Annotated in this window: 15 protein-coding genes and 1 riboswitch; of the genes, 1 reads left to right on the top strand and 14 read right to left on the bottom strand. The window is 66.7% G+C overall.

Annotated features, from left to right (window positions below; genetic code table 11):
* Positions 1-13: 13 nt before the first annotated feature.
* The 3 genes from ACAM51_RS14915 to ACAM51_RS14905 form a co-directional block, all read right to left on the bottom strand.
* Complete coding sequence (locus ACAM51_RS14915; protein ID WP_369641071.1) at positions 14-901, bottom strand: UbiA family prenyltransferase; 888 nt, start codon at positions 899-901, stop codon at positions 14-16.
* Positions 898-4,482: a hypothetical protein gene (locus tag ACAM51_RS14910; RefSeq protein WP_369641070.1), complete on the bottom strand. Its 3,585-nt coding sequence runs from the start codon at positions 4,480-4,482 to the stop codon at positions 898-900. The genes ACAM51_RS14915 and ACAM51_RS14910 overlap by 4 nt, the downstream gene beginning before the upstream one ends.
* Before the next feature lie 219 nt (positions 4,483-4,701).
* Entirely contained in the window at positions 4,702-5,628 is a 927-nt protein-coding gene (locus ACAM51_RS14905) for a LysR substrate-binding domain-containing protein (RefSeq protein ID WP_369641069.1), read from the bottom strand.
* Between the two features lie 213 nt (positions 5,629-5,841).
* Between ACAM51_RS14905 and ACAM51_RS14900 the strand changes: the two genes are divergently transcribed.
* Complete coding sequence (locus ACAM51_RS14900) at positions 5,842-6,246, top strand: RidA family protein (RefSeq protein WP_218296562.1); 405 nt, start codon at positions 5,842-5,844, stop codon at positions 6,244-6,246.
* A gap of 99 nt (positions 6,247-6,345) precedes the next feature.
* Here the strand turns inward: ACAM51_RS14900 and ACAM51_RS14895 are convergent, their stop codons facing one another.
* The 11 genes from ACAM51_RS14895 to urtB all read right to left on the bottom strand — a co-directional run bounded on the left by ACAM51_RS14895 (position 6,346) and on the right by urtB (position 22,215).
* Positions 6,346-9,864 carry a putative Ig domain-containing protein gene (locus ACAM51_RS14895; protein WP_369641068.1) on the bottom strand — a complete coding sequence of 1,173 codons (3,519 nt, stop codon included), beginning with the start codon at positions 9,862-9,864 and terminating at the stop codon, positions 6,346-6,348.
* Positions 9,865-10,221: 357 nt separating this feature from the next.
* A complete protein-coding gene (gene metH, locus ACAM51_RS14890) occupies positions 10,222-12,939 on the bottom strand; it encodes a methionine synthase (RefSeq protein ID WP_369641067.1) in 2,718 nt (905 codons plus the stop codon).
* A gap of 51 nt (positions 12,940-12,990) precedes the next feature.
* Positions 12,991-13,097, bottom strand: a riboswitch (S-adenosyl-L-homocysteine riboswitch).
* Positions 13,098-13,126: 29 nt separating this feature from the next.
* Positions 13,127-14,830, bottom strand: a complete 1,704-nt coding sequence (locus tag ACAM51_RS14885) for an IPTL-CTERM sorting domain-containing protein (protein WP_369641066.1) — start codon at positions 14,828-14,830, stop codon at positions 13,127-13,129.
* A 123-nt stretch (positions 14,831-14,953) separates the two neighbouring features.
* On the bottom strand, positions 14,954-15,697 hold the full coding sequence (locus ACAM51_RS14880; protein WP_218296558.1) for a hypothetical protein: 744 nt from the start codon (positions 15,695-15,697) through the stop codon (positions 14,954-14,956).
* A gap of 116 nt (positions 15,698-15,813) precedes the next feature.
* Positions 15,814-16,854 carry an aliphatic amidase gene (locus ACAM51_RS14875; protein ID WP_218296557.1) on the bottom strand — a complete coding sequence of 347 codons (1,041 nt, stop codon included), beginning with the start codon at positions 16,852-16,854 and terminating at the stop codon, positions 15,814-15,816.
* A 15-nt stretch (positions 16,855-16,869) separates the two neighbouring features.
* The gene (locus ACAM51_RS14870; RefSeq protein WP_057228095.1) at positions 16,870-17,214 is read right to left on the bottom strand and encodes a zinc ribbon domain-containing protein; all 345 of its coding nucleotides are present in this window, start codon (positions 17,212-17,214) and stop codon (positions 16,870-16,872) included.
* A 33-nt stretch (positions 17,215-17,247) separates the two neighbouring features.
* The gene (gene fmdA, locus ACAM51_RS14865) at positions 17,248-18,474 is read right to left on the bottom strand and encodes a formamidase (protein ID WP_218339192.1); all 1,227 of its coding nucleotides are present in this window, start codon (positions 18,472-18,474) and stop codon (positions 17,248-17,250) included.
* Between the two features lie 76 nt (positions 18,475-18,550).
* Positions 18,551-19,240, bottom strand: coding sequence for an urea ABC transporter ATP-binding subunit UrtE (gene urtE, locus ACAM51_RS14860; RefSeq protein ID WP_218296555.1), 690 nt, complete (start codon positions 19,238-19,240; stop codon positions 18,551-18,553).
* A 39-nt stretch (positions 19,241-19,279) separates the two neighbouring features.
* On the bottom strand, positions 19,280-20,023 hold the full coding sequence (gene urtD / locus ACAM51_RS14855; protein WP_369641065.1) for an urea ABC transporter ATP-binding protein UrtD: 744 nt from the start codon (positions 20,021-20,023) through the stop codon (positions 19,280-19,282).
* Between the two features lie 19 nt (positions 20,024-20,042).
* Positions 20,043-21,254 carry an urea ABC transporter permease subunit UrtC gene (gene urtC, locus ACAM51_RS14850; protein ID WP_369641064.1) on the bottom strand — a complete coding sequence of 404 codons (1,212 nt, stop codon included), beginning with the start codon at positions 21,252-21,254 and terminating at the stop codon, positions 20,043-20,045.
* 46 nt (positions 21,255-21,300) lie between these two features.
* The gene (gene urtB / locus ACAM51_RS14845) at positions 21,301-22,215 is read right to left on the bottom strand and encodes an urea ABC transporter permease subunit UrtB (RefSeq protein WP_218296553.1); all 915 of its coding nucleotides are present in this window, start codon (positions 22,213-22,215) and stop codon (positions 21,301-21,303) included.
* Between the last annotated feature and the right edge of the window lie 98 nt (positions 22,216-22,313).

Genomic DNA, 22,313 nt, shown 5'->3' with positions numbered 1-22,313 from the left:
CTGCATGCGTGCTTCACGCCAGGAAGACGGACAGGACCATGGCCACTCCGATGCACGCATACAGCGCGCGGTAGCGCACCTGGAGCCTGCGCACACTCTCGAACGTGAGGCCTTCGCGCATCGCCTGCAGCGTCCAATAGCCATGCAGCGGGTAGAACGCCGCGACCAGCGCCAGTCCCTGGGGGATGGTGCCCCTCAGGGCCAGCACGATCAGCAGAACATTGGCGAACGTGAAAAGCGCGAAGCCGGTGAGGAAGCTTCGCTTCTTGCCGAATTTCACGGCATTGGTCTGAATGCCATTGCGCAAGTCCGCCGCGCAATCGCGAACCTCCTGGGTCAGGTGTCCCGCGCTGAATATCGTGGCGAAGAACAATCCGATCTCCACGCCCCTGGCATCGGGAACCTGGAATACCGAATAGCCCAGGAGAAAATGCAGCACCCCGCTGAACACATGAAGAAACGAATTGGCGAGCGGGACGCCCTTCATGTGGACATGGGGGATGGAGTACAGCGCACTCGCGACGGCGATCATCAGCCCGAGGCCGAGCGTCGCCGGGCCCAGGATACCGAAGGCCATCAGGCCCAGCACGAGCAGCAGCAGCAGCAGGGCGCCGATCTCATGGCGGTGGATGCCCCGGTTCAGGAACACGCCCGCGGATCTGGACGGATCCCGGAGATCCTGCTGGACCCCGGACCAGTCGTTGAGCAAAAAGACATGGGCCACCAGAAAGGCGTTTCCCGCGGCCAGCAGCAGCAGCGCCGCCGCGCCCTGGACCGTGAAGCTGCTCATTGCAAAGACGGCGCCCAGCAAGGGCGCGCCCTGCAGGACCAGGACTTCGTCGAACCGGATGCACGACAGCAGGCGCAGAACCCACCGGGCTCCTCGTGGGCGGTCCATCATGGTGTTTTCAGAACAGCCTGGCCGCCGCTGGCTGCATCGCGGTCGTTGTCATGGGTCCCCAGCAGTCCCAGGCGCACGCTTTCCTGGTACAGCTTGAGCCAGATGGCATAACCCACGTCTTCAGACCAGTAGAACCGTCGTACCGACGCGGTCAGATCGTTGTGGTACAGCAAGGGCGGGTTCAGCTTCACCGGCGAGAAGCCATCCTTCGACAGTGCCTCCAGCAGTGGGCGGACCTCGGCCGGCGTGGGCGCCTTGTCCGTGCCGCCCTCCTCCAGCCGCTGCAGCAGGTGGCCGGCGTCCAGCCAGATGGCCTGTCCGGGGATCGCCGTTTGCAGACGCGATGGCGGCAGCTGCAACGCGCAGCCCGCGGCCTTCATATCGGCCTGCCGCATGACGGGCACCAGCGGTGCCCTGCGGTAGTACACCCAGAGGCGATCCTGATCGACGGCCTGGCCCAGCGCGCCGCACAACGACCGGGCCGCGGGCGGGTCGGCCTGCGACAGCCACATGAGCACATGCATCTGGATGGCCACGTCGGTGGGATTCGGATCGGCGCCCGGGTCGATGCACCGGTAGTCATTGCGCTGCCCCAGCCAGGTCTTGTACAGGCCTTCGGCGGTGCGGTACTGCTCCAGCACCGCCAGGGCGGCCGGTCGCAGCGCATCGGCACCGGGGGCGAGACGCCATGCCAGGGCCGTATCGTCGGAATCCGGCGTGATGGGGCACAGCCCGTGCGTGGTCATGGCGCGGCCGTCGGGCCTGCCATGGTAGCGAACGAGTCCGCTGGCCTCGATCTGGCCGCGCAGATGCGCACGCGCCCGCTCCAGGCTCCCTCCAAGCCCCGCCGGGACGCCCTTCGAACCCAGAACATCGATCATCATCGACGTGACGTAGGTATTCATTTCCAGCCTGGGCGCCTCGAAACGCTCTTCGCCGGTGTACGCGGTGAGCCAATAGCCATCGACCTGCTGCCTGCGGCTGATCAGGCCCACCGCCTGGCGTGCGCTGTGGACAAGCCCGCCCTGGCGGGTGTGGCCGGGGCCGTGGCTCTCCGGGCCGGGCGAAGCGGAGCGTGCCGCGGCGCCGGGTGCCGCCACGGGCGCCGATTCGACGCGAATCTCGTGCAGGCCGACGACCAGGTTCCGCGTATCCCCGTTTGGCAGCGGATTGATCGTGGCGGCATCCACGGCAAAGAAGCTGATGATGTTCCGCCCCGCATGGAGACGGGTGCGCACCACCAGGGACGTCTTTCCCCGGAAGATGTGCTCGCCGCCGGCGGGCACACCGTCATGCAGCACCAGGGTTCTGCGGTCGGGCGCCGTCAGGCCGTGGCCGGGAGATACGTCGAACCGGATGTCCACATCGCGCTCCTCCCGCGACCACAGCCCGAACTCGATGCCCTCGGCATGCCCCTGTCCCATCCACAGGAATCCGGCCTCCCGGCCGCCGAGGTTTTCAATGGGCCAGGGGGTCTCCAGCAAGGTCGGATCGATCCCTACCTTGGCCTTGAGGGTGTCGGCGATCCTGATCAAGGGGGCGGCGGCGGGGGCCTCCGTGGTCTGGAAGGGTTTCTCATTCGCCAATGCGGTGCCGCTCACTTCGAACAGCCGCATGCGGGGCGTCTTGAGGGGCACCGCCTTCAGTCCGGCCTGCGCGGCCAGCCACGTCACCATCTCGCGCGTATCGAGGGCCGGAAACCATTCGAAGAATACCTGTTCATCGTTCTGGACCAGGACGTGGGTTACCTTTTCCGATGCGATCAGGCGGCCCATTCTTGCCGGATCGAAGGGCCCCGTGCCCCAAGGAATCACCGCGTTGGAATAGCCTGTGGCCGGAGAGAAAAGCGGATAGTCGCGAGCGTCCTGGTGCCCCACGAAAAGAATGCGGGCGCCAGCCGGCATGAGGGGTCCGACAATCTCTTCAAAAGGTTCGTTGAGCAGCTTTTCGGAGGCCGGCACGGCGATCGCCTGCACGGCATCGTAGGCCAGCGCTCTCATGGGCTGGTATGCGCAGTACGCGACCACCATCGCGATGAGCGCCTGGGCGGTTTTCCTCGCGGAAAGGTACGGCACGATCAAGGCGATGCCGACAGGCAGCCACAGTGCATAAGGCCCGATGAGAAACCGCCCCGGCACATCGGACTGGGCCATCCACCGCGCACCGAAAAGAACTGCGCCCAGCAAGGGGACCGCCATCAGCGTCAGCGCCGAAATCGCGGTCAGCCCCGCCTTTGGCCAGGTTTCCACCACGTTGCGGATCAACCGCGGCACGGCCACCAGCAGCACGGGAATCCATAGCAGCCCCCACAGTGAAAACCGCGTGGAATGCTCCGGCAGCGCATACACGTACTTACCCGGCCAGGGGCCGCTGCTTTCGCTGGCCAGGGGCGCGCCAGCCCCGATGGCATGAATGACCTGGTTGGCCGCGCTGCCAAGGCGGGTCCGCACTTCACCCGAGGCCGGCACGTCCGGCAACTCCAGCAGCAGGAACACGAAACGGACGGCGTGCGTATAGATCACCTGGGGCGTGACATCCGCCTGGACGACGCGCCGGACTTCCTGCGGCCCCAACGGGTGGTGGTAGAGGGCCGTGTTGAATGCGAGGGGGACGAGCACCGCACTGAGCAGGCCCGCGCACGCCCATCCCCCTGCCAGCGCCTTGAATCGCGCGGGGCGCGCAATCTGGCCGGGCGTCCACCACACGATCAGCAGCAAGCTGGGAATCATCGCCACGGGAAACGACCGGACGTTGATGCTCAATACCGTGAACACCCCCAGAAAGAAGTAGGGGACCCTCGATCCATCGGGCCGGGAGCAAAGGCACACCACCCAGTAGGCCAGCCCCAACAGGGTGACGATGGACCAGATTTCCGGCTTGAGGCCCACCGCACTGGATGCCACGAGCGGCGTCGAGACCAGGATCAGCACACCCACCAAGGCCATTGTCTGGCCCAGCTTCAGCGCACGCAATAGAAAATACTGGCCCACCGCCGCCAATGGAAACGCGAGCCAGAAGACAACGCGGCCCCACGCCTCGGTTTTGGTCAACAGCACCGGCCACAAGAAAAACAGCTCGCTCCCGAACGGAATCATGGTCTGCCGGATATTGTGCGTCTCGAACGGGAATACCGTCTGGTGCTGAATCCAGTAAATGACCCGCGAAGCGTGGTACATCCTGTCGTCGAAATTCTGGATCGGCGCCAGGGCCTGCATTACCAGCGACATGAAAATGATTCCGCAAATGGCCACCAGGGCGATCACACCCCACGATGAAAGCTCAGCGGAAAATGCCTTCAGCCTGTCGCTCAACCCCTTCCAGGCTTCCAGAAAATCACGAAAAGTGGGCCGGCCCACGCCCTTCGTCAGCTGCAGGGTGGCCGCGCACATAACGACCTGAACCAGTATCCAGCCCATGGGATTCAACTGGTGCAGCAATGAAGTCAGGCTCGCTAGGGCGCCCACCTGAAGCATCGCGCTGGCAATGCAAATCCAGAAACCGTCGGCCGGAGAACGGGCAAGGCATGAGGCCCAGCGCAGGGAAGACCAGATAATCAACAGCAGGGAGATCAGGAAAATCATATACCCAGGCAATATTGAGCTCCCTTTGCGCCGGCAAGACATTACCAGTCGAAATCGGAATCCATTGGCGGCACAAATAGTTACCAATTGAATATAGCATAGCCCCAAAATCCGCCGCCGCGAATCATGCCGGGCCGCCAGCACGCCGGGCCCGGATATTCCGGGCACCGCGCATGAAGGGCGGCGGCAGGCCGCGAGCCTACACCGCCCCGGCGCCTTTCAGCCCTGCCGCGCAGCCCTCAGCGGTGCATGCAGCGCCATCAGCTCCACCACCCAGTCAATGAACACCCGGACCTTGGCGCTCACATGGCGGTTGGGCGGGTAGGCCACGTACAGGGGCATGGGGTCCATCGTCCAGCCTTCAAACAATGGCACCAGCTCGCCGCTGGCCGCGTGCGGCCGCGCCATGTAGCTGGGCAGCCACAGCACCCCCATGCCGGCCAGCCCTGCGGCCAGATAGGCATTGCCGTCGTCCATCGCGCACACGTAGCGGCCCTGCACGTGGATGCTCTCACCGCCGCGGCGCATGGCATAGGGAACCGGCTTGCCGGTGCGCGCCCACAGGAAACCCACGATGCGGTGGTGCGAGTCCTCCAGCTCCCCCGGGTGCGCGGGCACGCCCGCGTGCCGCAGGTAGCTGGGAGCGGCAAACACGCGCAGTGCGAGCTCGCCCACCTGGCGGGCGATGAGGGACTGGTCGGTGAGGGTGCCGCCGCGCACCACGCAGTCCACGTTCTCGCCCAGCATGTCCACGCGGCGGTCGCTCACGCCCATGTCGAGCTGGATGTCGGGATACCGCGCGTGGAACGCGGGCAGCGCGGGGACGAGGACGAGCCGGGCCAGGGGGCTGGGCACATCCACCCGCAGGCGGCCCCGGGGCGCGGCGGCGGCGGTGGAGAGGCTGGTCTCGGCGTCGTCCAGGTCGGCCAGCAGGCGCACCACGCGCTCGTAGTAGGCGGCGCCATCGGCGGTGACATGGACCTTGCGCGTGGTGCGGTTGAACAGCCGGACCCGCAGGCGTGCCTCCAGTTGCTGCACCAGCTGGGTCACCGTGGTCTTGCTCATGTGCAGGGTTGCCGCCGCCTTGGTGAAGCTGCCGGTTTCCACCACCCGCGCGAAGGCCTGCATTGCGTCAAAACGGTCCATGGGGATGCTCCGGTGCGGCCGCCTCAGGGGCCCGTGGGGGTGCGCGGGTCGAGCCCGTGCCGCGCTGCAATGGGCCTGGTACGGCCCGCGATTGTTTGGATTCTAAGAACAGTGATGGACAGGCTTGCCTGTTTATCGGCCGGCCCCGCGCTTCTACAGTGCCTTCATCGTCAACACGGGGCGGCTTGCCGGCCCCACCGAAGGAGTTTTTTCATGGCCCAACGTGATGTGGTGTTTCCGGCCGGTCGCCAGGCGCTGTACGAGCGCAACCGCTATTCGCCGGCGGTGCGGTCCAACGGTTTTCTGTTCGTGTCGGGCCAGGTGGGCAGCCGCGAGGATGGCTCGCCCGAGCCCGACCTGAAGGCGCAGGTGCGGCGGGCGTTCACCAACCTGGACGCGGTGCTGCAGGCGGCGGGCTGCACCTTTGACGACGTGGTGGACGTGACGATGTTTGTCGTCAACCCCGAGGCGAACTTTGAAGCGGTGTGGAGCATCGTGCCCGAGTTCTGGGGCGAGGCGCCCCACCCCACGCTGACGGGCATTGGCGTGACCTGGCTGTATGGGTTTCAGTTCGAGATCAAGGTGATTGCCCGGCTGCCGCAAGGCCAGGGCGGCTGAATCTTGCAGGGAGCGGATGGTTGCAATCTTTGAATGAAATGGGGCCCCAGCGCTTATCCCGAAAGCGCTGGCAGCTATGATTTTCATATCAACCGCACATTACCCAGCGCCCCGGCGGCGCTGGCCTGCGGCCACGGCCAGCAGTCCCAGGGCCAGCCACCAGATCAGCCCGTCGCCCAGCGGCACGGCCGTGGCGGCCAGCCCGAAGCCCGCGCCGCCCGCGTCCACGATGGCGCCGTTTGCGGCCAGGTCATCATCCCCCAGGGCGCCGTCGGTGATGGAGAAGGTCGCCACCGCGCCCGCCACCCCGGCGGGCAGGGTGTACCAGCGTGGCGCCGCGTTGGGCGGGCTGGCCGGCGTGGGGCCGTACTTCCAGTACTGGGTGTGGGCCGGCAGCGCGCCGGGGTAGGTGATGGTGAACTGCAGCGTGCTGCCCGGCGTGCAGCCCGTGGTGGCGAAGTCAAACAGCCCGTGCGGAAACTGCACCCCCGCCGGGGCGCTGTGGGCGGGCGGGCTGGACGCGTGGCCCGACGGCGGGATGAACTGCGCGCTGGCGAACACGCACCCCGCACCGCCGCCGCCAAAGCTGGCCGTGATGGTGCCCGAGCCCGTGGGGGACGGGCCGCTGTAGGTCTGCGCCAGCGCCACCTGCAGCGTGTAGGCCTGGCTGCCTGCATAGGCCGCCCCGCTGGCGTCGGTGGCCGTGACGGTGAAATGGTAGGTGCCCGGTGCGCCCACGGTACCGGCCAGCACGCCAGCCGTGCTCAGCGCCAGGCCCGGGGGCAAGGCGCCGGTGCTCACGGCATAGCTGTGCGGGGCCAGCCCACCGGCCGCCGCGAGGGCCTGGCTGTAGGCGCTGTACGCGCCGGCAGCGGGCAGCGTGGCAGGCGCCAGGGTGACGGTGGGGGCTCCCACCGTGAGCGCCACGGCCTGCGCGCCGTTGAACGGGCCGGCGCCGGTGCTGCTGTCGGTGGCGGTGAGGTGGAGGTTGAACGCACCGGCCACCGAGGGCGTGCCCGACACCGTGGCGCTGTCGGCCGTGGTGGCCGTGACCGACAGGCCCGCGGGCAGGTTCTGCACCTGCAGGCCCGTGTAGGGCGCGGCGCCGCCGCTCCAGGTGAAGGTGCGGGTGTAGGCGCTGCCCACCGTGGCGGTCTGCGCGCTGTTGGGGCTGACCACCAGGGTGGGCGGGCTCACGGTCAGCGTGACGGTGGCGGGCGACGATGTGCCGGAGGTGTTGGTGGCGGTATAGGCAAGACTGTCACTGCCCGCATAGCCCGGCGTGGGCATGTACTGGAGGGTGGTGCCACTGACCATCGCCGTGCCGTGCGCGGCCGGTGTGGTGAGGGCCAGCGATGTGGCCGCCCCGCCGGAGAGGCTCAGCGGCACGGCGTTGCCGCTGGAGCCATAGGCCACCGTGTGCGCCGAGTGGCTGGCCACCGGCGCCGCATCGGCCACCACCAGCGTGTAGGCGCGCGTGGCGGTGTAGGGGCCGGTGCCGGTGCTGCTGTCGGTGGCGGTCACGCTGAAGTTGAAGGACCCCGTGGCCGTGGGCGTGCCCGACAGCACGCCACCCGCGCTGAGCAGCAGCCCGCCTGGCAACGCCCCGGCCGTGACGGCATGGGTGTACGGCGCCGTGCCGCCCGATGCCGCGAGCGGAGTGCTGTAGGCCACGGTGCGCGTGCCGCCCGGCACGGTGGCGGGGGCCAGCGACACCGTGGGGCTGGCAATGGCCAGGGTATAGGCCTGCGAGCCCGCATACGGCCCCGGAAAGGCGCTGCTGTCGGTGGCGGTGACCGTGAAATTGAACGCACCGCCCGCCGTGGGCATGCCGCCGAGCAGCCCGCCGGTGGACAAGGCCAGCCCCGTGGGCAGCGCGCCCGCCGTCACCGCGAATGCATAAGGGCCTGCGCCACCGCTCCCCGCCAGGGTCTGGCTGTAGGCCGCCGCCACCGTGCCGACCGGCAGGGTGCCGGGGCCGACGGCCACAGGCACATCGTCGTTGGTGATGGTGCCCAGGCCCTGGTTGTCGGCGATGGTGGCGTTGACGGCGCCGCTCAGGTGGACGAAGAAGGTCTCGTGGGCCTCGGGCGTGGTGTCGCCGACCACGGGCACCGTGACGGTGAGCAAGGTTTGCCCTGGCGTGAAAGTCAGCGTGCCGCTGGTGGCGGTGTAGTCGCCGGGCTGCGTGGCCGTGCCGTTGGCCGTGGCGTAGTTGACGCTGGTGGTGAAGCCACTCGGCGCGCTCAGGGACACGGTGAAGACGGCGCCGGTGGTACCGCCGTGGCCCTCCACCACGGTCACATCGTTGATCGACAGGCTGGGGGCCGCGTCGTCGTTGACGATGGTGCCCTGGCCCTGCGCGTCGCCCGCCACGGCATTCACCAGATTGGTCACATTCACCCAAAACGTCCTGTCCGGCTGGAAGAGCGCATTGCCCGGCACCTGCACCACGAAGGGGTAGGTGCTGCTGCCGGCGGGTATGGCCTGGCCCGCGAGGCTGTGCGCCACGTAGTCGGCCCCCGCGGTGGCCGTGCCATTGGCCGTGGCGATGTCGAAGGTGACGCCGCCCGGCCCGGCGGGCGCGCTGAGACTGACCGTGAAACTGAAATGGGCCATGCCCGCATTGCCTTCGCTGGCCGCCACGTCGTTGATGGACAGCACGGGCTGCTGGCTGACCACCAGCGTGTAGTTCTCCAGCTCGAAATAGCTCCCAGGCCCCGTGCTGGCGTCCGTGACCCGCAAGGTCACCGGGTAGCTGCCCAGGGACGCCGCCGTGGTGCCGCTGACCACGCCCGCGCCGGAGATGCTGATGCCCGCCGGGAAGCTGCCCGTCTCCAGCAGATAGCTGTAGGGCGGCACACCGCCCGTGGTGGCCAGTGCTTGCGAGAAGGGCTGGCCCTGCACCGCCGTTCCCGTGGGGGTGGCCAGCGCCAGGCTCGGGTTGCCCACCGTGCCGGTGTAGCCCTTGTCCACGAACAGGCCGCCATGGTCGGTGGAGCGCACGCTGAAGGTGTAGCCCCCGCGCCGGGTGGGCGTGCCGGTGATGGCGCCCGAACCGGCCAGGCCGAGGCCCGGGGGCAGCGCGCCGCCTTGCAGCGTGTAGGTGTATGGCGCCGTGCCGCCGCTGGCGCTGAGGGCCTGCGAAAACGGCGTGCCCGCCGTCAGGGCGGGCAATGTTGCGGGTGCGACCGCAATGGGAGACGACGAGGGATGGATGGTGACCGTCACGCCCACGACGCTTTGCGCAGTGGCGTTGCCCGATGCGTCGGTGAACTCGAAGTAGTCGCTGGTGGCGCTGTTGCCATTGTGGCTGTAGTCCAGGACCCAGTTCGGTCCGGTGATGCGCAGGTTGGCACTGCCATGCACCGGCAACGCCGGCCCGTCCACCGGACCGGTGCCCGCCCAGCCAATACCTGGCGTGCAGTCGGTCACGTCGATGGTGACCGTGCCGCCTTGCGTGACCCCACCACCCTTGGCCGGGCAGATGAGCGAGGTGTGCGCGGCGCTGGCCATGCCAGGCTGCAGCAAACCCGCCAGCAGCGCCGCGCAAGCCAGCAGGCGCAGGGCCGCATGATGGAGCCCCTCCGGAAATCCATGGAAACGCAGCATTGGCATCGCCCCTACACAGTTCTTTGTCTTGTGCTTGGGCGGGCCCTGCGCGGCCCACGGCGGGAGCCACTGTCCTGTGAAAAGTGCAGCGGCAGCGCCGCACCGAGCTTGTCCCAATCGTGGCTGATTACATGCTGCGCCCTGGCAAATAGCATCCCTCCTGAAGTAGGGTTCCCACTGCCGAAAACACGCGCCAGGCATGGCGCAGGCGCGCCGGTCTGGAGGCAGGCCCATGGCTTGCGAAGCGCTTTCCGGCAAAGCCACCAACAGAAAGGCCCCGCGTGCGGGGCCTTTCTGTCCATTCAATCAAATCAGCCCCTGGCGCTTATCCATCAAGCGCCAGAAGCTATAAAATCAATAGCATCACAGATTCGGCGCCAGCAACCGCTCCAGCACCTTCTCATCCATCCTGCGGCGCTGCGCCATGTCGTGCAACTGGTCTTCACCGATCTTGCCGACGTTGAAGTACACGGCATCCGGATGACCGATGTAGAAGCCGCTCACGCTGGCCGCCGGCATCATGGCCAGGCTTTCGGTGAGGGTCATGCCGATGTCTTCGCACTGCAGCACACGGAACAGCTCGCTCTTGGCGCTGTGGTCGGGGCAGGCGGGGTAGCCGGGCGCGGGGCGGATGCCGCGGTACTTCTCGGCGATCATGTCGTCGTTGCTCAGCGCCTCGCCGGCGGCATAGCCCCACAGGTCGGTGCGCACGCGGTGGTGCAGGGCTTCGGCAAAGGCTTCGGCCAGGCGGTCGGCCAGGCTCTTGAACAGGATGGCGGAGTAGTCGTCCAGCGCATCGATGAAGGCCTTTTCCTTCTTTTCGATGCCCAGGCCCGCCGTCACGGCGAACAGGCCGGCGTAGTCGGCGATGCCACTTTCCTTGGGGGCGACGAAGTCGGCCAGGCAGCGGCTGGGGCGGGTCACGCCGTCGATGACCTGCTTTTCGGCCTGCTGGCGCAGGCCGTACCAGGTCATGGCGACCTCGGTGCGCGATTCATCGGTGTAGAACTCGATGTCGTCGCCGCCGTTCACGCTGTTGGCCGGGTACAGGGCCATCACGCCGCTGGCCGTGAGCCAGCGGCCTTCGATGATCTTCTTGAGCATGGCCTGCGCATCGGCGAACACGCGCGTGGCCTCCACGCCGACCACTTCGTCGGTCAGGATGGCGGGGTAGGGGCCGGCCAGATCCCAGGTCTGGAAGAACGGGCCCCAGTCGATGTAGCGGGCCAGCTCGGCCAGGTCGAAGTTCTTGAACACACGGCGGCCCAGGGCGCGCGGCACGGTGGGTTGGAACGTGGTCCAGTCCACTGGCGTGCTGTTGGCGCGCGCCTTGGCCAGGGGCCACAGCGGGGTCTGCTTCTTGTTGGCGTGCTGGGTGCGCACCTTGTCGTAGTCGGCGTTGAGCTCCTGCACGTAGCTGTCCACCCCCTCGCCCAGCAGGCTCTGGGCCACGCTCACGCTGCGCGAGGCATCGGGCACGTAGACCACAGGGCCTTCGTAGTGGGGCGCGATCTTCACGGCGGTGTGCACGCGGCTGGTGGTGGCGCCGCCGATGAGCAGCGGGATTTTCTTGATGCGGAAGTGGTCGTCCTTCTGCATCTCGCCGGCCACGTACTGCATTTCTTCGAGGCTGGGGGTGATCAGGCCCGACAGGCCCACGATGTCGGCCCCCTCGACCTTGGCGCGCGCCAGGATCTCGTGGCAGGGCACCATCACGCCCATGTTCACCACTTCGAAGTTGTTGCACTGGAGCACGACGGTGACGATGTTCTTGCCGATGTCGTGCACGTCGCCCTTGACGGTGGCGATGATGATCTTGCCCTTGCTGCGTACGTCGCGCCCGGCCAGTTCGTCCTGGCGTTTTTCTTCCTCGATGTAGGGAATCAGGTGGGCCACGGCCGACTTCATCACGCGCGCGCTTTTCACCACCTGGGGCAGGAACATCTTGCCGGCGCCGAACAAATCGCCCACCACGTTCATGCCGTCCATGAGCGGGCCCTCGATCACGTGCAGCGGACGGCCGCCCCTGGCCAGGATCTCGCGGTAGGCCTCTTCGGTGTCCTCGGTGATGAAGTCGGTGATGCCGTGCACCAGCGCGTGCGACAGGCGCTCGCCCACGGTCTTGGGGTGCTCGGGCGTGCCGCGCCATTCGAGTTTCTTGCTCTCGTCCTTGGCGCCGCTCTTGGCGGTTTCGGCGATCTCGACCAGGCGCTCGCCCGCGTCGGGGCGGCGGTTCAGCACCACGTCCTCCACGCGCTCGCGCAGCGCGGGCTCCAGGTCATCGTAGACGCCGACCATGCCGGCGTTGACGATGCCCATGTCCATGCCCGCCTGGATGGCGTGGTACAGGAACACGGTGTGGATGGCCTCGCGCACGGGGTCGTTGCCCCGGAAGCTGAACGACACGTTCGACACGCCGCCCGAGACCTTGGCGCCGGGCAGGTTCTGCTTGATCCAGCGCACCGCCTCGATGAAGTCGACCGCGTAGTTGTTGTGCTCCTCGATGCCGGTGGCCACCGCGAAGATGTTGGGGTCGAAGATGATGTCTTCGGGCGGGAAGCCCACTTCATCGACCAGGATGCGGTAGGCGCGTTCGCAGATTTCGATCTTGCGTTCGTAGGTGTCGGCCTGGCCTTTTTCGTCAAACGCCATGACCACCGCAGCGGCGCCGTAGCGGCGCACCAGGCGCGCCTCGTGCTTGAACTTGTCCACGCCCTCCTTCATGGAGATGGAGTTGACGATGCCCTTGCCCTGCACGCAACGCAGGCCGGCTTCGATCACCTCCCACTTGGAGCTGTCCACCATGATGGGCACGCGCGCGATGTCGGGCTCGGACGCGATGAGCTGCAGAAAGCGCACCATGGCGGCCTTGCTGTCGAGCATGGCCTCGTCCATGTTGATGTCGATGACCTGGGCGCCGTTCTCCACCTGCTGGCGCGCCACGGCCAGGGCCTCTTCGTACTGGCCGTTCAAAATCATGCGCGCGAACGCCTTGGAGCCGGTGACGTTGGTGCGCTCGCCGATGTTGACGAACAGCGTGCCCTCGCCAATGGAGACAGGCTCCAGGCCGGACAACTTCATGGGGGGGACGGACAAATCTGACATAAGGCTCACCTGCGCGGCACAAGGGGGTTCAGGTGAGCGTCGTTGTCAATGTACTGAGGGATGCGCGGCCCAAGCCTGACGAGCCGCCATGCCCCACCAGGGCACGGCAAGCCGCTGCAACGCTCCTTGGACCAGGGGCCGATTGTAGTTGGCCCGCCCGCGGTCAGCGCATCTGGCGGCGCTGGCCCAGCGCGGCCAGCAGCACCAGGCCGGCGAGCAGCCACAGCGCCCATTCCGACAGGGACGGAATCGCGCTCGGGGCCGCCGCGATGGTGTCGGTGTCGGTGGCGCTGTTGTTGCCGGGGTTGGGGTCGGTCACGCCACCTGGTGCCGCGACGGTCGCGGTGTTGACCAGTGTCCCCGTCGCCGACGCGCCTACCGTGGCGCTGACGGTGTAGGTCACCGATCCGCCCGCGGGCAGGTTGACGGTGTCGTTGATGCTGCCACTGCCCGCCGCCGTGCAGGTGCCGCCGCCCGCGCCCACGCAGGTCCAGGTGCCGGTCAGCACCGCGGGCAGGGTGTCCGCCACCGTTGCCCCAGCGACGCCGGAGGGCCCGGCATTGCTCGCGGTGATGGTGTAGGTCACCGAGCCGCCCGGGGTGGCCGTGGTCACGCCGTCCGTCTTGGTGATGGCCAGATCCGCCTGCGGCGTGACGGTGTCGGTGTCGGTGGCGCTGTTGTTGGCCGGGTTGGGGTCGGTCACCCCGCCCGGCGCCGTCACCGTCGCCGTGTTGACCAGCGTTCCCGTGGCCGCCGCACTCACCGTCGCGCTGACGGTGTAGGTCACCGAGCCGCCCGCGGGCAGGTTGACGGTGTCGCTGATATTGCCGCTGCCCGCCGCCGTGCAGGTGCCTCCGCCCGCGCCGACGCAGGTCCAGGTGCCCGTGAGGGCGGCGGGGAAGGTGTCCACCACGCCCGCGCCTGCGGCGTTCGATGGGCCGGCGTTGCTGGCGGTGATGGTGTAGGTGACCGAGCCGCCCGGAACGGCCGTGGTCACACCATCCGTCTTGGTGATGGCCAGGTCGGCTTGCGACGCGAGGGTGTCGGTGTCGGTGGCGCTGTTGTTGGCGGGGTTGGGATCGGTCACCCCGCCCGGCGCTGTCACCGTCGCCGTGTTGACCAGCGTTCCGGTCGCCGAACCGCTGATCGTGGCGCTCACCGTGTAGGTGACCGATCCCCCCGCGGGCAGGTTGACGATGTCGTTGATGTTGCCGCTGCCCGCCGCCGTGCAGGTGCCTCCACCCGCGCCGACGCAGGTCCAGGTGCCGGTGAGCGCGGCAGGGAAGGTATCGAGCACCGCGGCCCCCGACGCATTGGACGGCCCCGCGTTGCTGGCGGTGATGGTGTACGTCACCGATCCGCCCGGAACGGCCGTGGTCACGCCATCGGTCTTGGTGATGGACAGATCCGCCTGTGGCGTGAGCGTGTCGGAGTCGGTGGCGCTGTTGTTGGCTGGGTTGGGGTCGTTCACGGCAGACGTCACCGTCGCGGTGTTGGTCAGCGTGCCCGTCGCAGACGCATTGATCACGGCGCTCACCGTGTAAGTCACCGAGCCGCCCGCGGGCAGATTGACGCCATCGTTGATGTTGCCGCTGCCCGCCGCCGTGCAGGTTCCGCCGCCCGCGCCCACGCAGGTCCAGGTGCCGGTGAGCACGGCCGGAAAAGTGTCCGCCACCGTGGCACCGACGGCGGGGTCCGGCCCTGCATTGCTGGCGGTGATGGTGTAGGTCACCGATCCGCCCGGCGTGGCCGTGGTCACTCCATCGGTCTTTGTGATGGAAAGGTCCGCGTCTTGGGCATGCGCTGCGGTCGCGGCCACCATGGCCAACAAGAACGCAGTGAGCCACAGCAATGCACGTTGGCGCATGGTGAAGTCCCGATTTGGAGTGGAAGGGTGGCCAAAGTGTAACGCCACGTTTCCATCTGGAACGTTCATGCGCGTCGGCGCGCGCTGACGGCGCGTCCCGCGCTGGACGCGGTCGAATCGCCCTTAACGCACCGGCAGAAACTGCAGGAAAGTCCCGCCCACGATGCCCTGCACGTAGCTGATGGCAGCGCGGCGGTACTTTTCGGTGGTCAGGGCGGCCAGCAGGTCGAGCCGCGCGATGACCTTGCCGAACTCGCGCTCGAAGCTCAGGTTGCGGCCCTGGGGCCCGATTTCGTCGGCCAGCAGCAGCGGCTGGCCCTGGGCATTGCGGCGCTGGGCCAGCAGCCACACGGCGCTTTCCACATTGCGCGCGGCGTTGTAGAGGTGCTGGGCATCCACACCGTCGAGCAAGAAGAACTCGGTCTTGCCGCCATGGGCCGTGATGATCATGTCGGCCGTCGCATGGATGAACGCCGCCACGCGGTCTCCCGCAAACTCCGGCGCCAGCGCAAAGCCCATCGCGGCGATGTCACGGCGCCCCTGCAGTGGCGCCCAGGGCTGGCGCTGCAGGATGGCCGTGCGCACCTGCTCGGCGGCGTGCTCGCGGCTGGTGGTGCTGGTCTTGCGCCATTCGGCGGGGTTGCGGCGGTAGAGCTTGTCCATGAGGCGGAACAAGCCCTCCAGGTTCTCCTGCATGGCCAGCGTGGCCAGGCGGTTCATGTCGGACTGGGCCAGCTCACCGGGCGCGGCGGATGCGCCCTTGACCTCGCCGCGCTGCGTGGGCGCGTTGCCCGCGCAGCCCGCGAGCACGGCGCACAGCAGCGCACAGGACGACATCCACAGGATAGAAAAGAACGGCCCACGCATGGGGGCCGATTATCGGGCGCAGTGCGGGCCTCGCACAGTCGGTTGACACTGTTTGAAGATCTCAGGCCGCTGCAATGCATCGAACGGGCGAACCCGCGCCACACCCCCCGTTGGCGTCAGCTGCGGCCTGCGCTGTCAGGGTTGGGGATGCCCTTCATCGGGCATTCCTCGGTGCCTACCATGGGCCGGGTGATGGCTTCCACGGCCTTGCGGGTGCCTTCGGGGTCATTCACCCAGCGGGTGTAGAAGTCATACGGGCAGGCGGCCACGCCCTGGTCCCCGTCGCGGGAGTTGATCATGCCGGTGTAGCCCCGGTGCAGCAGCTTGAAGAGGTGGTTTTCGGACTGCCCGTTCCTGCGGAAGTCGCGGATCAGGCTTTTTGACAACGCGGCGTACTGCACGCCGTATTCCTCCTCGCCGCATTCACCCAGCGTTCGGCCATCAAAGCCAATCAGCGCGCTGTGGCCAAAGTAGCTGTACACGCCGTCGAACCCGGCGGCATTGGCCACGGCCACGTAGGTGTTGTTGGCAAAGGCCATGGCCTTGCTCATCAGAATCTGTTGCTCCTTGGCGGGGTACATGTAGCCCTGGCACCGCACGATGAGCTCAGCGCCCTTCATGGCGCAGTCGCGCCAGATCTCGGGGTAGTTGCCATCGTCGCAGATGATGAGGCTGATCTTCAGGCCCTTGGGGCCTTCGCTCACGTACGTGGTGTCCCCCGGGTACCAGCCTTCAATGGGGGTCCAGGGCATGATCTTGCGGTACTTCTGCACGATCTCACCCTGGTCGTTCATCAGGATCAAGGTGTTGTACGGCACCTTGTGCGGATGCTTCTCATGGCGCTCGCCGGTGAGCGAGAAGACGCCCCACACCTTGGCCTTGCGGCAGGCGGCGGCGAAGATCTCGGTCTCCTCGCCGGGGATGGTGGCCGCCGTGTCCATCATCTCTTGGGCGTCGTACATGATGCCGTGGGTGCTGTACTCCGGGAAGATCACCAGGTCCATCCCGGGCAGGCCGGTCTTCATGCCCACCAGCATGTCCGCGATCTTGCGCGCGTTGTCCAGCACTTCGGCCTTGCTGTGCAGGCGTGGCATCTTGTAGTTGACCACCGCCACGCCGACGGTGTCCTTGCTGCTGGAGATATCGCCGTGAATCATGGTGAAGCACCCCTATCAATGAGAAATCATCCAGGGCCGTTTGCTGGGAAACGCCTTGGCGCCGCTGGGCGCCGTCACCGTGGCCTTGCGGCTTTGCGATGACGAACAGCAACCACAGCCTGCGGGGTGCTTGAGGCGGGCGTAGTCGCCCGAGCGCTGCGGCTCGTGCCGCGCGCGCTCGTTGGTGGCGATGGCGCTGCGTGCGGACGCACTCATGAGCGCCAGGCGCGGCGCGGTGGCAAACACGCGCGGCGATGCGGCGCCGCAGTCCGGGCAGGCGGCGGGTTCGTTGCGGTCCGCCAGCAGGCGGAAGGCATCAAAACCGCCACACTGGGCACAGGCGTAGTCGTAGGTGGGCATGGCGGTTTCTTTCTGGCGAAGGCGCCCCGTGGGTCAGGCCAGATCGGGCGACAGCGGCATGGCCACCGAGCCATCCAGGTGCTGGACCGGCCCTGCGGCGCTGGGGTTGATGTCAAAGTCAAAGATCTGCGTGGGCAGCCACAGCGTGGCGCAGGCGTTGGGCACATCCACCACGCCGCTGATGTGGCCCTGCACAGGCGCGGTGCCCAGAATGGAATAGGCCTGCGCGCCCGAGTAGCCGAACTTCTTCAAGTACTCGATGGCGTTCAGGCAGGCCTGGCGGTAGGCCACGTTCACATCCAGGTAGTACTGCTTGCCGCTTTCGTCCACGCTGATGCCTTCAAAGATCAGGTAGTCGTTGTAGGTGGGCGTGATGGGGCTGGGCTTGAAGATGGGGTTCTTGATGCCGTACTTGGCCATGCCGCCCTTGATGAGCGTGACCTTCATGTGCACCCAGCCCGCCATCTCGATGGCGCCGCAGAAGGTGATTTCGCCATCGCCCTGACTGAAGTGCAGGTCGCCCACCGACAGCCCGGCACCGTCCACATACACCGGGAAGAACACCTTGGCGCCGCGCGACAAGTCCTTGATGTCGCAGTTGCCCCCATGCTCGCGCGGTGGCACCGTGCGGGCGCCTTCGGCAGCCGCCTTGGCCTTGGCCTCTCCAGTCAGGCGACCCATGTGCGCGGTGCCCGCCGAGGGTGGGTTGGCCAGCCCGGCCGTGGGGTCCGAGTCGATCAGGGTCTGCTCACGGGCGTTCCACTGCTCCAGCATCTTGCGGTCGGGCAGGCAGCCGATCAGGCCGGGGTGGATGAGGCCGGCGTACTTCACACCCGGCACATGGCGCGAGCTGGTGAACATCCCATGAAAGTCCCAGATGGACTTTTGCGCCTGGGGAAAGTGCTCGGTCAGAAAACCGCCGCCATTTTTCTTGCTGAAGAAACCGTTGAAGCCCCACAGGCTGTCCTGCTTGGCGCCAATGTCCAGCAGGTCCACCACCAGCAGGTCGCCCGGCTCGGCGCCCTTCACGCCCACGGGGCCGCTGAGGTAGTGCACCGTGGTCAGGTCGATGTCGCGCACGTCGTCGGCGCTGTCATTGTTCTTGATGAAACCGCCGGTCCAGTCGAACGTCTCCAGCACGAACTCATCGCCGGGGTTGACCCAGCAGGCCATGGGGATGTCGGGATGCCAGCGGTTGTGGATGTTCTCGTTCTCGGTGGGCGACTTGCTCAGATCGACCTTGATCAGGGTTTCAGCCATGGCGTGCTCCTTGGAAGGGGTGGGTGATGAAAGGGGTTGAAGGCAGGACGTTGCGCTGGCGCAGCTGCGAACTTCGTCAAACAGACAGATAGGCTTTGATGCGCTGCTGGTCGGTGTCAGCGCGTGCCGTCTCATGCACCAGACGGCCGCCTTCGATGACGAACAGCCGGTCGGCCACGTCCATGGCGAATGACAGCACCTGCTCGCTCACCACGATGGTGATCTGGCGCAGCTTGCGGATCTCGTTGAGCGCCTTGGCGATGTCCTTGATGATCGAGGGCTGGATGCCCTCGGTGGGCTCGTCGAGCAGCAGCACCTTGGGGTCGGTGACCAGCGCGCGGGCAATGGCCAGCTGCTGCTGCTGCCCGCCCGACAGGTTGCCGCCCTTGCGGCGGCGCATGTCCCACAGCACGGGGAACAGCGCGTAGATGTCTTCGGGAATCTGTCGCGTCTTGGAGTTTTCCAGCCCGGTCTCGATGTTCTCTTGCACCGTGAGGGTTGGGAAGATCATGCGGCCTTGCGGCACATAGGCAATGCCCTTGGCCACGCGGCGAAAGCTCTCGTCTTTGGTCACGTCCTGGCCTGCCACGGTGATCTGGCCGCTCTTGACGGGCATCACGCCCATGAGGCTCTTGAACAGCGTGGTTTTGCCCATGCCATTGCGGCCCATGATGGCCACGGTCTCGTTGGCACGGCCGTCAAACGAGATGCCGTGCAGCGCCTCGCTCTGGCCGTAGGCCACAAACAGATCCTTGACTTCCAGCATGCTGCGCTCCTGTGGGGGTTCGGTGGGCGGGTGGCGAGGTCAATGACCGAGGTACACGTCGATGACCTTGGGGTTCGCCTGCACCTTCTCCATGGGGCCTTCGGCCAGGATCTTTCCCTGGTGCATCACGGTGACCTTGTGGGCAATGCGCTTGACGAACTCCATGTCGTGCTCAATGACGATCACCGCGCGGTTCTTGCAGATGCGCTGCAGCAGCTCGGCCGTCAGCTCACGCTCGCGGGCGCTCATGCCAGCGATGGGCTCGTCCAGCATCAGCAGCTCGGGCTCCTGCATCAGCAGCATGCCGATCTCCAGCCACTGCTTTTGCCCGTGGCTGAGCAGGCCCGCCTCGGTGTCGAGCTTGTCCCCCAGGCCGATGTCCTCGGCCACCACCTGCACACGCGCCTTGACTTCGTCGGTGCACTTGAACGCCAGCGCGCCCAGCACCGAGCGGCCCGCGGGGTAGGACACCTCCAGGTTCTGGAAGACCGACAGGTTCTCGTAGATGGAGGGGGTCTGGAACTTGCGCCCGATGCCCAGCCGCACGCGCTTGTGCTCGGCCATGCGGGTGAGTTCTTCGTTCTTGAACTTGATGCTGCCGCCGGTTGCGCGGGTCTTGCCGCAGATCAGATCCAGCAGCGTGGTCTTGCCCGCGCCGTTGGGGCCGATGATCACGCGCAGCTCGTTCTTGTCGATGTACAGCGTGAGGTCGTCGATGGCCTTGAAGCCGTCGAACGACACGGTCAGGTCTTCAATGGCCAGCGCGAAGTCGGTGTTGCTCATGAGGGGTGCTCCGGTGGTTTCAGACGCCCTGGCGGCTCACGCCATCAGGCAGCGTGGCAGACGGTACGGGCGACGATGCCGCCGCTGGCCCAGCATCGGCGGGTGGGCGGACTGCGGGTGCCCGGCCTTGGGCGGACGCCTGGCGCAACGCTTCGCGGCGGCCCTTCCACCAGGGCACCACATGGCTCTCCCACAGGCCCGCCAGGCCCATGGGGAAGGCCATGGTCACGCCGATGAAAAGCCCGGCCATGAGGAACAGCCACAACTCGGGAAAGCTCTCCGAGAAATACGTCTTGCCCGCGTTCACCAGCAAGGTGCCATACACGGCACCCACCAGGCTCATGCGCCCGCCCACGGCGGCGTAGATCACCATCTCGATGGACGGAACGATGCCCACGAAGCTGGGCGACATGAAGCCCACCTGCAGCGAGAACATGGCGCCCCCGATGCCCGACAGCGCGGCGGCCAGGCAGAAGGTGAAGACCTTGAAATTGGCCACGTCGTAGCCCGAAAAGCGCACGCGGTCTTCCTTGTCGCGCATGGCCAGCAGCAGCGTGCCCACCTTGCCGGTCTGTATCCAGCGGCACAGGACGATGGAGCCGATGAGCAGCGCCACGCACACGTAATACAGGATGTACTTGGCGCTGTCGGTGCGCGTGTCCCAGCCCCACAGGGTCTTGAGGTCCGTCATGCCGTTCACGCCCCCGGTGTAGCCCTGCTGGCCGATGATGAGCACGGTCAGGATCAGCGCCACGGCCTGCGTGATGATGGCAAAGTACACGCCGCCCACGCGGCGCTTGAACATCGCGAAGCTGATGACCCAGGCCAGCACCGTGGGCACCACGATGACCGCTGCCAGCGCAAACGGCAGGCTCTTGAAGGGAATCCAGAAGCTGGGCAGCTCGGTGATCTGGTTCCAGTCCATGAAGTCCGGGATGCCGGGCGTGGACTGGATCTTGGTGCTGATGGGGTCCGACGCCTCGAGCTTGAGGAACATGGCCATGGCATAGCCCCCCAGGCCAAAGAACACGCCCTGCCCCAGGCTGAGCACGCCGCCGTAGCCCCACACCATCACGAGGCCGATGGCGACGAACGCATAGGTGAGGTACTTGCCCACCAGGTTCAGCCGAAAGATGTCGAGTGCCAGCGGCAGCACCACGGCCAGCAGCACGGTGAGCAGTACCAGGCTGGCGAGCTGGTAGCGCAGGATCCAGGCTTTGAGGGCGTTCATGCGGAGACTCCGGTGGGCTCGAAGGAAATGGACAGTTGAGCGAATTTCATCGGCGAACTTTGGAGGCGAACAAACCCTGCGGCCGCACCATCAGGATCAGCACGATCAGCGACAGCGTGATCATCTTGGCCATGGAGCCCGCCATGAAGAACTCGGTGATGGACTGCGTCTGCGCAATGCCGAAGGCCGACACCACGGTGCCCAGCAGGCTGGCGGCGCCGCCAAACGTCACCACCAGGAAGGCGTCCACGATGTAGAGCGAGCCCGATGTGGGGCCGGTGGAGCCGATGGTGGTGAACGCTGCGCCCGCCACGCCGGCAATGCCGCAGCCGATGGCGAACGTGAGGCGGTCGGTCTTCTGGGTGTCGATGCCAATGGCGTTGGCCATGACGCGGTTGCTCACCGTGGCGCGCACCCGCAGGCCCCAGCGGCTTCGGTGCAGGGCGAGCAGCACGCCGCCCGTGACCACCGCCGTCAGCGCCAGCACGAACAGGCCATTGATCGGGATGTCCAGCCCCTCGGCGGGCGCCCAGGAGCCCAGCAGCCAGTCGGGCAAGGTCGGGCTGACCTCCTTGGGGCCGATGAAGGTGCGAAACGATTGCTGCAGGGCCAGGCTGATGCCCCAGGTGGCCAGCAGCGTGTCGAGCGGGCGCTTGTACAGGTGGCGGATCAGCCCCCATTCCACCAGCCAGCCCGCCGCAAACGCAAATCCGAACGCCGCCACGATCGCCAGCGGAAAGTAATACGGAATCATCTGCGGCGCATGGTTGGCCGCCAGGGTGGAGCCCAGGTAGATGGTGTAGGCGCCAATGGTCATGAACTCGCCATGGGCCATGTTGATCACGCCCATCTGCCCAAAGATGATGGCCAGGCCCAGCCCCATGAGCAGCAGCACGGCAAACAGACTCAGGCCCGCAAAGCCCTGCATGAGGCCGATGTTCATCATTTCGGAAAAGGTCATGTTGCAGCTCCTGCGTGGGCAGCGTTGGAAAACGAACAGCGGTGCCATGGGGCGGCCTCTTGCGAGGGACACCGAGGAAGGGCCGCCCCGCACCGAGG

This window comes from Acidovorax sp. A79, from assembly GCF_041154505.1.
GTDB lineage: Bacteria > Pseudomonadota > Gammaproteobacteria > Burkholderiales > Burkholderiaceae_C > Acidovorax.
Note: the sequence above shows the minus strand (reverse complement) of the source record. Positions and strands in the feature narration are given on the sequence as shown.